Raw genomic sequence first — 9,278 nt, forward strand, 5'->3', positions numbered from 1 at the left:
TTCGATACAATTATGTGATTGGTGATGTGCAAGGCTGTTTTGAGGCCTTGAAGGCATTACTGAAAGAAATCCGCTTTGATCCGGATCAGGATTTTATCTGGTTTGCGGGTGACCTGGTCGCTCGGGGTGAAAACTCGCTAGGTGCGCTGCGCTTCATTAAAAAGTTGGTCGACAATGGTGTCGCTGCAACAGTGCTAGGCAACCATGATTTGACTTTGTTGGCTTATGCGCGTGGAATTAAGCCGATTAAAGACAAGGACAATGTCTGTGATGTGATTGATGCTATCGACAGTGATGATCTGATTGACTGGCTGCGGAAACAGCCTATGTGTCTGTTCCCGAATGAACAGACAGTGCTCACGCATGCCGGTATTCCTAAACTTTGGGATGTTACCAAGACTGCCGAGTTAGCCAAAGAAGTAGAAGCAGTCATAGGTCATGATGATTTTGAAATCATGGATGCGTTCCTGAGCGATATGTTTGGTAAAGAGCCAGCACTCTGGTCAGATGAGTTACAGGGTCATGAACGTATACGTTGTATCGTGAATTACCTGACGCGGATGCGTTTAACCGATACAGAAGGACGTTTAGAATACAGTTTTAAAGATTCTCTGGATGACCCGATGCCTGAAGGCTTTCAGCCCTGGTTTGACTTTGAATCCAAAGCGGCCAAAACCCATCAAATTATCTTTGGGCATTGGGCAGGATTACAGGGTAAGACAATTTCCGAACATGTTCAAAATGTAGATGGCGGGTGTGTTTGGGGAAATCAGCTGATTGCGTATCGATTGGAAGATAAAGAATTATTTAAGGTTGATAATCCGGTCATGTCATCCTCAAGCTAAGCCATAATAAAAAAGCCACATGATGTGGCTTTTTTATTTACAGGGCCTTAATCCAGTCTGATCCAGGTTTGGCTGCGACCTAATGCGGATACTCCCATATAGCCACGTAAGGTCAGACGTTTACCAGTGGCATTCAGGCGAGCTTTGGCATCATAAATTTTTCCGGTCAGCGGATCGATGATCCGACCCTTATCATAGTTATTGGCTTTACCTACTTGTTTTAAGCCGGTAAGTAAGTCCATGCCTAAGATCGGTTGATTGGTATACGGAGCCGGGCAGTTGTTACAGCTTTTTTGTGGGGTATAACCAGGGCGAGGCGTTACTTTAACGATTTTACCTACGTAAGTACCGTTATTTTCTTGACGAATTTCAATAATGGCTTTAGGGGAGCCAGTTTTATCATCAATTTGTTGCCAAGTGCCGGTTAAATCCTGTGCAAAAGCTGACACAGTCATACATGCACCCATTAGCATCATTGCGATTTTAGATTTTTTCATATTAATCATCCCCATGTGGTTTGTTACAGACAGTCACTAGTTATTTTTTGATCAGTCTGCACTAAGAATTCAGTTGTGTTTAAGTCCCATGACCGAAACTTGAGTATGGTCATATAAATTTAAGGGATTACCATCGACAGCGACCTGATTAATCAGGTCATGAATATGTATATCGGATGCTGATTGCAGCGTAGCGTTTCCAGCATGATGTAATGCAGTGAATTTCAATTTATTGAAGGCTTCTGGCTCCAGTATTTCAAATGAGTACTGAGTGGAGGGCAAATGATCAGCACCTTGTTTTATTGGCTTATTACCAAAAAGTGGGTGGGATAACGAGGTGCCTAAATTTCTAGATAAGCCACCTCTATTATACTTCGCCGATTTAATCAGGACCATGGCCGGATCTGTCTTGTCATGCATCTGCTGCCAGCTGCTTATCCAATTCTCTCCACAAGAAATTGGGTTTAAAGCAACACCAGATGTCCTGAAAACACTCATTGTTTTCATTCAATTTCCTTGTATTTCAAAATCAAATATCCATTTGATTTGCTTCACTCTTGCTGTATATGAAGTTTTAATACACAAAGACTAAAAAATCTATATGTTTATTATTCATACAACCTTATATAAAAAAATGCAAGTTGAATATAGGCAGAGATTCATACTTAAGTCTTAAAGATTATAACAATATTCTTGTTAGTGGAAACGTGATTTTTAACCCATATTGAATGATGTATAGGAAAGTGAGAGAAAAATATTTAAAATAACTGACCAAAGAGACAGCGTGTAGCCAAGTTAAAAATAGGGTAGATTTAGTAATGTTAAAACGCTTGAAAAGATTATAAATATATAAAATTACTGAATTAAAATCTGTCATTTAGGTCAATTTAATTACTGGTATGAAACTTAAATGAATTTATGAAGTGACTAATTTGTCATTAGAATTTAATAGTTCATATTTCTATCTAAATCGATATAAGAATAAAATGACTATATAAAATAGATATAGTCATCCAGAAATAACGATGTGGTCAGATTAAAGATTCTGAAGATATAGAATAAAAGTCGGTAGCCAGAGGGCCGTAAAGACAGCATTCACTGCCATACCAAATGCTGCGTATCGACCTGCAACACTACCACGCTGCCAGGCCTGCGCTGTACCAATCGCATGGGCGGCAAGGCCCAGTGCAAGACCAGAAGCACGTTCGTCATTGATATGACGCAGAATAAGGGGGGAAAACGCAGCCCCAATGACACCAGACAGAATTACAATCAGAATCACCAGGCTAATTGGTGCATCCAGTAAAGTTGCGATATTAATCGCAATTGGGGTAGTAACTGCACGAGTGGCAAAGGCCATGATGTCACCGGCTGCCATATGTAACAGATAAGCGAGTCCCATGGGCAGGGCAACTGCACTGATACTGGCGAAGATCAGAATTCCAATCACACCTTTTAATGGCAGGTCATCATAGCGCATTGCTGCCAGAGGAATTGCCAAGGCCACCGTAACATAGCCTAAAAGACGGTTAAACAAGGGATTGGTGTCTTCCGTATAATGTTCATAAGGAACACCCAGTACAAACAGAATAGCCAGCACGAAGAACATGCCAAAGACAATGACCGGAATTTTAGGAATCACACGGTTACATGGTTTTGCCGCAAGATAGGCCGCCAGCGTGATCAGGAAACCATAGAGTACAGATAACATAATGATCTCCTAAAGCCAGCGCTTGGCCATTTTTGCATAGACCCATAATGGAATGAGCGTACTAACAAACAGAATCAGCAGAAAGGCTGGAATTTTATGTCCCATATGCACCAGCATCATCAATGAGCCGGCGCTGACAGGTAAAAATGCAAAGGCACTTTCTTTCATAATCTTGTTATTGGTATCTACCAGTCGGGCAGGAATTTTGCTCCAGCGACGCCAGCTAAACAGGACGATGAGCAGGCTGATCAAACCGACCAGATTGCCTAACTCAGGGTGCTCTAGCTGGGTCATGATCCATACTGCTGTTTCCCGAAAAACAATAATTAGAAGCAGCGTGCCGATCCATGCTGGCCAATCTATATGCTTAATCCAGTTCATTTTAAAGTCTATTTAATTTGATTTATCGAGTTTTAGTCGATCTTACGCGGTATTTCAAATTCTTCAAGTGGCCGTTGAAACTGAACTGCTTGCTCACCCAAAATATCTTCTAGGGATAGATGTGCCTGGCGGATGATCTGTGCCAGTTTCTGTGGGGCAATACTGACCTGCAAATGCAGCTGACCTTGCTCATCATAATGCTCGGACTGAATCACATTCAGCTCATAAAGCTGATTACGCAGTTTGCCATGTGCAGGCTGTAACTTAAGTTCAAACTTTTGTAGTTCTCCCATCAACGCTTCATGTACCGCCTTACGTAGCAGGTCAATCCCTTCTCCCGTGTGAGCAGACACATAGACCCGTTCTGGCTGATTGGGTTTGTGATAGATAATCTTGGCGTCTTCACCGCTTTGGTCAATTTTATTATAGACACGAAGTACGGGAACATTAGCCCCAATTTCCTTGAGCACACTTTCTACTGCATCAATCTGTTCCAGAATTTCCGGACTGCTGGAATCAATCACGTGCAGCAACAGGGTGGCTTCTAAGGTTTCTTCCAAAGTCGCTTTAAAAGATTCTACCAGTGAGTGAGACAGGTTACGCACGAATCCTACTGTATCTGCCAGTACTACAGTGCCAATGCCTTCCCAGTCCAGACGGCGCAAGGTCGGATCCAGAGTGGCAAACAGCTGGTCAGCGGCATAGACATCGCTATCTGCAAGAATATTAAACAGGGTAGATTTACCGGCATTGGTATAACCAACCAGAGAAATGGTAGGTACAGCAGCTTTCTGACGGGCTACACGACCTTGCATCCGGGTTTGACGGACTTTATCCAGTCGGGCTTTCAGTTGCCCCATCCGTACGCGCAGCAAACGTCGGTCAGTTTCCAGTAAAGTTTCACCAGGACCACGTAAACCAATACCCCCTTTCTGACTATCCAGATTGCCACGACTACGAATCAGGCGAGAAGAAAGATGCTGTAACTGGGCCAGTTCGACCTGTAATTTCCCTTCATAAGTGCGAGCGCGCAGCGCGAAAATATCCAGAATGAGTTCTGTACGGTCCACCACCCGACATTTAACAACGCGCTCAAGGTTACGTGCCTGCGCAGGGGTCAGGGTATGATCAAAAATCACCAGATCAGCTTCAAGAGCTTCAACTTTTTCTGCAATTTCCTCAGCCTTGCCGGAGCCGATAAAATATTTAGGATCGGGTCTTAAACGCTGAGCATACATATGCTCAAGAATTTCTGCCCCTGCTGAACTGGCCAACAGGTGAAATTCTTCTGCATCCAGATCCTCCAGCATCTGCACGGTCACACTGACCAGAATGACACGATCTTTGGCACGATGCTGTTCAAAATATTCCACTCAGTCCACACTCTACTTAAAAACTTTTTTTAATAGAATTCATTTTAGTGGAAAAAGACAGGGACAGATAGCATTGCTCTGTGAGTTTTGGGTTAGAGTGCAGCAACAAAAAGTTGAGCCAGGCCGACTAAAACAGCCGCGTAGAATGCGGTTGTCACAAAAATGTATTTCAGTGCTTGTGTGGGTTGAAGAGTTTCAACCGTAACCTTTGGATCTTGCTGCATACTAAAACTCCATAATTTGTTCATTCAATGGAAATATAATAATTCATCGTATAATTGAATAAAAATTGCAAAATTTAATCCGTCTGAACGGTTTTTATAATCAATGCATGTTCAGAATGAACAGTATAGAATGGTAAAGATACGTGAAGATGATGACCTGAATCGACCTGGAAATAGTGATCCTTGTATGCACTCGACTATAAATAATGAAACATCTGAAATTCGTGGTTTAGCAAAATTTTTGCTCTATAGCAGAAAAATGTTTGCCTCTGTCGCAGCAGTGAGTGAAGGGTTCTATCTGGTTTACCGACACGGTTTATACAAGAATCCGAATAACCCACATAACACGCGATATGTGCAGTATTTCTGTCGTCAGCTATGCAAGGTATTTAATATTGAAGTGCAGGTACATGGCACTATTCCACGAGAACCCGCACTTTGGGTGAGTAATCATGTGTCCTGGCTGGATATTGCAGTACTCGGTTCTAGTGCACGAGTGTTTTTCCTAGCTAAAGCCGAGATTGAACAGTGGCCGCTGCTTGGCAAACTGGCGAAAGGTGGGGGAACTTTATTTATCAAGCGTGGGTCGGGAGATTCAGTCCGGATCCGTGAGCAGATTACCGGATTTTTAAAACAGGACATTCCAGTGCTGTTTTTCCCTGAAGCCACCACTTCAGATGGACGTGCAATTAAGAAGGTCCATGGCAGGATTCTGGGGGCGGCGATTGAAGCAAAGCGCCCGGTACAGATTTGCCTGATTTGTTATGTCAATCAGCAGGGGGAGCTAGATACGGTCGCGCCTTTTATTGGTCAGGTCGGTTTCGCTGAGCATGTACGTAAAGTGTTAGAGATGCCAAATGTCACGGCACACTTAATGGCATTACCGGGCATTTCTACAGAAGGTCATACGGTGGATACGCTGACGCCGTTGGTGCAGGAAAAGATGAATGAAGGTCTGAAGTATTTACAGAATAAAGTCCTGAAAACACCTTTGGAAGTTACTGCATCAGTTTCATAGGTAAAATAAACAGCATCATTTTCAAAAAACTAAAATGAGCGTTTATTGGCGCTCATTTTTTTTATATGTAGCATTCAGTAGTTTGTTGTTTTAACCGGTGTGATCCAGACGTGAACCCAAGGTTTCAAGATGCATCGGAAAAACATTATTTTTACGGTCTTCAAAATAATGACGTAAGGTCCTTTCTACACTCGGGAATGCCAGCTCTGCCCAAGGAATATCCGCTTCGTCAAACAGGCGTGATTCAATGGTTTCTTCACCAGCACCAAATTTGCCTTCCACCAGTTGAGTTTTAAACAGCACATAAATCTGACCGATCCGTGGAATATTGTACATGCAGTACAGCTGTTCGATTTCCACTTCAGCTTCGGCTTCTTCACGGGTTTCACGTGCTGCCCCTTGTTCCATGGTCTCAAACAGCTCCATATAGCCGGCAGGTAAGGTCCACAGGCCATAACGGGGTTCAATCGCGCGTCGGCATAGCAGTACTTTGTCTTCCCAGACCACTAGGGATCCGCAAATAATCTTTGGATTAATATAATGAATAAAACCACAGGAGCTGCAGACATGACGAAGTTTTTGATCACCTAAAGGTATTTTTTCAGTTGTCTTATGTCCACAGGCCGTACAGAAGTTCATATTCATCATCAATGACAAAAAGTAGACTCAGGATAACTGAAAAATTGAAATTTGGCATCAATTCTATCCTCAGGAATCAAAAATCAGCTATGATGAAATCATAATGAGAATGAGGAAAGCGTGGATGGATGAACGCGATTTAACACACAGATTACAGCAACGTTTGCGCTTTTCCAGGCGGATTCAGCCAGCGCATGCTGCGGTGTTAATTGCGATTACGGATGAGTCGAATCCCAAGGTCTTACTCACCCGCCGTTCGGCTTATCTGTCCAATCATGCCGGTGAAGTTTCTTTTCCGGGCGGTAAGCGTGATCCGCAGGACACCAGCAATATCGTCGTAGCGCTACGCGAAGCCTATGAGGAAACCGCACTGAACCCTTTTGATGTGCAGCTCATTGGTGATCTGCCCATGCAAAAGGCACGAAATGGCATGCTGGTAAAACCGATTGTCGGACTGATTCCACCAAAAGTTCAGCTGATTCCACAACCCACTGAAATTGACAGGATTTTCTTTGCCTCACTGCGGCATTTACTTGAAGCCAAACCTACACCTTATGAAGTACGCTTTGCCCAGCAGTCGTTATATTTCCCGAGTATGCGCGTGGAAAATGAAGTGGTCTGGGGACTGACTGCGCGTATGCTGATTTCTTTATTTCAGTATGGCCTCGACTATAAAAAAGACTGGCCATTCTTACTTAATTCACCAGCTTTTAAACGATCAAAATTCTTTCAGGACTGAAGAGGATATTCAGGCATGTTGTACAAATTTCAGGGACATTCTCCAAAAGCGCTGCAACAACCATGGGATGGTTGGGTCGCACCCACAGCGACCGTGATTGGTCAGGTTGAATTGGGCAAACAGGTCAGTATCTGGTTTGGCGCCGTGGTGCGTGGTGATAACAGCAAAATCCATCTTGGAGACTATACCAATGTGCAGGAAAATGCCGTGCTGCATACTGATGCGGGGATTGAAATGCATATTGGTGATTATGTGACGATTGGTCACCAAGCCATGCTGCATGGCTGTACCATTGGTGATAATAGCCTGATCGGGATTCAGGCTATAATTCTCAATAATGCCGTGATTGGTAAAAACTGTATCATTGGCGCGAATGCGCTGATTCCGGAAGGAAAAGTGATTCCGGACAATTCTGTGGTGATGGGATCGCCGGGCAAGGTGATAAAAACCCTAGATGAAGATACTGTACAAAAGCTGAAAATGAGCGCACTGCATTATGCCAACCATTTTCAGAAGTTCCAGCCACTGGAACAAGTTGAGCTTTAAGCAACTCATCTACCTGTATTTATTAACCTGGCGATGGCCAGGTTTTTTTGTATCTGTTTCGGGAAAATCTCGCGTAGCGGATATGAGTGGAGTATCATATCCGCGTTTTTTATATTCTCTGAATTAAGGTTGTGCATGAAAGTGCTGGCATTGGAAACTGCCAATGAGCAGTGTTCCGTTTCTGTGATTGATGACACTCAAGAATTATTTTTCCAACTTGATGCGCGCGCAAAGGCACAAACGCAAACAATTCTCCCAATGATCGAGCAGGCTCTAAAAGATTTAAGCCTGGCGGTTTCTGATTTGACTGCGATTGCATTTAGTCGTGGACCGGGTTCATTTAACGGTGTGCGTATTAATGCTGCGGTAACACAAGCTTTGGCGTGGTCGAATGACCTGCCTGTGGTACCCGTTTCGACCTTACAGGCCTTGGCACAAGCAGCATACCGTTTGCATGGTCTGACCGAAGTGACTGCGGTACTCGATGCACGTATGAATGAAGTTTATATCGCCAGCTATCAGCTGGATGCTCAAGGTATTATGCAGCCAGTAGATGAAGAACAGTTGCTTGGTTATGAACAGGGCAGTGCCACAGTAAAATTTGCCGTAGTCGGCTCAGGTGCTCATCTGGTTCAATCAGAAGCCACTGAATACAAAGATGTCAGCGCGACTGCACAGGATATTGCCACGATAGCGCGTGTGGCAGCAGCATCAGAAAACTGGGTCAGTGCTGAATTGGCACTGCCGGTCTATTTACGCGATAACGCATGGAAAAAAATTCCAGAACAAGGCAAAGCATAATTAATCAGGATTAAGCATGGATCTATTACTGCTGCTGAAAGCGGCAATCATGGGTATTGTTGAGGGTATTACTGAGTTCTTACCGATTTCCAGTACAGGGCATTTGATTCTGGCTTCAGAATTAATGAACTTCTGGACCAAGGAAAAGAGTGATGTTTTCGTGATTGCCATTCAGATGGGGGCAATCGCAGCAGTAATTTATGAATACTGGACACGTCTGTGGGGAGCCGCCACCGGGATTGTCAGTGGTGAACCACAAGGACGCCGTCTCGGTATTGGTCTGATTTTGGCTTCGATTCCAATCATACTTATCGGGCTGACTTTTGGTCAGACTGTAAAAGAATTGTTATTCAACAATATTGCAATTGCGATTGGCTTGATTGTGGGTGGTCTGATCATTATCTGGATCGAAAAAAATCCACCTCAAGTCCGTGCCCAAGAAGTTGAAGACCTGACCATTAAAGATGCTATCTGGATTGGTCTGATTCAGGTCTTATCGCTGAT

Annotated in this window: 13 protein-coding genes; 6 read left to right on the forward strand and 7 right to left on the reverse strand. The window is 43.7% G+C overall.

Annotated features, from left to right (window positions below):
• Positions 1-845, forward strand: an 845-nt coding sequence (locus tag B4033_RS04685; protein ID WP_286832444.1) for a symmetrical bis(5'-nucleosyl)-tetraphosphatase, incomplete at its 5' end; no start/stop codon positions are given.
• A 47-nt stretch (positions 846-892) separates the two neighbouring features.
• Here the strand turns inward: B4033_RS04685 and B4033_RS04690 are convergent.
• From B4033_RS04690 to B4033_RS04715, 6 genes are all read right to left on the reverse strand, one after another.
• A complete protein-coding gene (locus B4033_RS04690; protein WP_048881122.1) occupies positions 893-1,342 on the reverse strand; it encodes a DUF2147 domain-containing protein in 450 nt (149 codons plus the stop codon).
• 69 nt (positions 1,343-1,411) lie between these two features.
• Entirely contained in the window at positions 1,412-1,849 is a 438-nt protein-coding gene (locus B4033_RS04695) for a hypothetical protein (protein WP_076753122.1), read from the reverse strand.
• Positions 1,850-2,378: 529 nt separating this feature from the next.
• A complete protein-coding gene (locus B4033_RS04700; protein WP_071320881.1) occupies positions 2,379-3,053 on the reverse strand; it encodes an LrgB family protein in 675 nt (224 codons plus the stop codon).
• A 9-nt stretch (positions 3,054-3,062) separates the two neighbouring features.
• The gene (locus B4033_RS04705; protein WP_048881124.1) at positions 3,063-3,434 is read right to left on the reverse strand and encodes a hypothetical protein; all 372 of its coding nucleotides are present in this window, start codon (positions 3,432-3,434) and stop codon (positions 3,063-3,065) included.
• Positions 3,435-3,466: 32 nt separating this feature from the next.
• Positions 3,467-4,807, reverse strand: a complete 1,341-nt coding sequence (gene hflX, locus B4033_RS04710) for a ribosome rescue GTPase HflX (RefSeq protein WP_286832448.1) — start codon at positions 4,805-4,807, stop codon at positions 3,467-3,469.
• A gap of 92 nt (positions 4,808-4,899) precedes the next feature.
• Complete coding sequence (locus B4033_RS04715) at positions 4,900-5,031, reverse strand: hypothetical protein (protein ID WP_265735834.1); 132 nt, start codon at positions 5,029-5,031, stop codon at positions 4,900-4,902.
• Positions 5,032-5,218: 187 nt separating this feature from the next.
• On the opposite strand from B4033_RS04715, the gene B4033_RS04720 reads away from it, so the two are divergent.
• Entirely contained in the window at positions 5,219-6,049 is an 831-nt protein-coding gene (locus tag B4033_RS04720; protein ID WP_103800243.1) for a lysophospholipid acyltransferase family protein, read from the forward strand.
• Between the two features lie 90 nt (positions 6,050-6,139).
• Here the strand turns inward: B4033_RS04720 and B4033_RS04725 are convergent, their stop codons facing one another.
• Positions 6,140-6,688: an NUDIX hydrolase gene (locus B4033_RS04725; protein ID WP_103800242.1), complete on the reverse strand. Its 549-nt coding sequence runs from the start codon at positions 6,686-6,688 to the stop codon at positions 6,140-6,142.
• Between the two features lie 124 nt (positions 6,689-6,812).
• On the opposite strand from B4033_RS04725, the gene B4033_RS04730 reads away from it, so the two are divergent.
• The 4 genes from B4033_RS04730 to B4033_RS04745 form a co-directional block, all read left to right on the forward strand.
• The gene (locus B4033_RS04730) at positions 6,813-7,427 is read left to right on the forward strand and encodes an NUDIX hydrolase (protein WP_163172029.1); all 615 of its coding nucleotides are present in this window, start codon (positions 6,813-6,815) and stop codon (positions 7,425-7,427) included.
• 15 nt (positions 7,428-7,442) lie between these two features.
• A complete protein-coding gene (locus tag B4033_RS04735) occupies positions 7,443-7,973 on the forward strand; it encodes a gamma carbonic anhydrase family protein (RefSeq protein WP_004893238.1) in 531 nt (176 codons plus the stop codon).
• Positions 7,974-8,108: 135 nt separating this feature from the next.
• A complete protein-coding gene (gene tsaB / locus B4033_RS04740) occupies positions 8,109-8,774 on the forward strand; it encodes a tRNA (adenosine(37)-N6)-threonylcarbamoyltransferase complex dimerization subunit type 1 TsaB (protein ID WP_286832451.1) in 666 nt (221 codons plus the stop codon).
• Positions 8,775-8,790: 16 nt separating this feature from the next.
• Positions 8,791-9,278, forward strand: a 488-nt coding sequence (locus B4033_RS04745) for an undecaprenyl-diphosphate phosphatase (RefSeq protein ID WP_286832452.1), incomplete at its 3' end; no start/stop codon positions are given.

Origin of the sequence: Acinetobacter sp. UBA3132 (assembly GCF_002364825.1) — a bacterium.
GTDB classification, from domain to species: Bacteria; Pseudomonadota; Gammaproteobacteria; order Pseudomonadales; family Moraxellaceae; genus Acinetobacter; species Acinetobacter schindleri.

Excerpts from the sequence above, each read along its gene's own strand:
- B4033_RS04690 (WP_048881122.1), bottom strand. The coding sequence starts at position 1,342 with ATGAAAAAATCTAAAATCGCAATGATGCTAATGGGTGCATGTATGACT.
- B4033_RS04695 (WP_076753122.1), bottom strand. The coding sequence starts at position 1,849 with ATGAAAACAATGAGTGTTTTCAGGACATCTGGTGTTGCTTTAAACCCA.
- B4033_RS04700 (WP_071320881.1), bottom strand. The coding sequence starts at position 3,053 with ATGTTATCTGTACTCTATGGTTTCCTGATCACGCTGGCGGCCTATCTT.
- B4033_RS04705 (WP_048881124.1), bottom strand. The coding sequence starts at position 3,434 with ATGAACTGGATTAAGCATATAGATTGGCCAGCATGGATCGGCACGCTG.
- B4033_RS04715 (WP_265735834.1), bottom strand. The coding sequence starts at position 5,031 with ATGCAGCAAGATCCAAAGGTTACGGTTGAAACTCTTCAACCCACACAA.
- B4033_RS04720 (WP_103800243.1), top strand. The coding sequence starts at position 5,219 with ATGCACTCGACTATAAATAATGAAACATCTGAAATTCGTGGTTTAGCA.
- B4033_RS04725 (WP_103800242.1), bottom strand. The coding sequence starts at position 6,688 with ATGAACTTCTGTACGGCCTGTGGACATAAGACAACTGAAAAAATACCT.
- B4033_RS04730 (WP_163172029.1), top strand. The coding sequence starts at position 6,813 with ATGGATGAACGCGATTTAACACACAGATTACAGCAACGTTTGCGCTTT.
- B4033_RS04735 (WP_004893238.1), top strand. The coding sequence starts at position 7,443 with ATGTTGTACAAATTTCAGGGACATTCTCCAAAAGCGCTGCAACAACCA.
- tsaB (WP_286832451.1), top strand. The coding sequence starts at position 8,109 with ATGAAAGTGCTGGCATTGGAAACTGCCAATGAGCAGTGTTCCGTTTCT.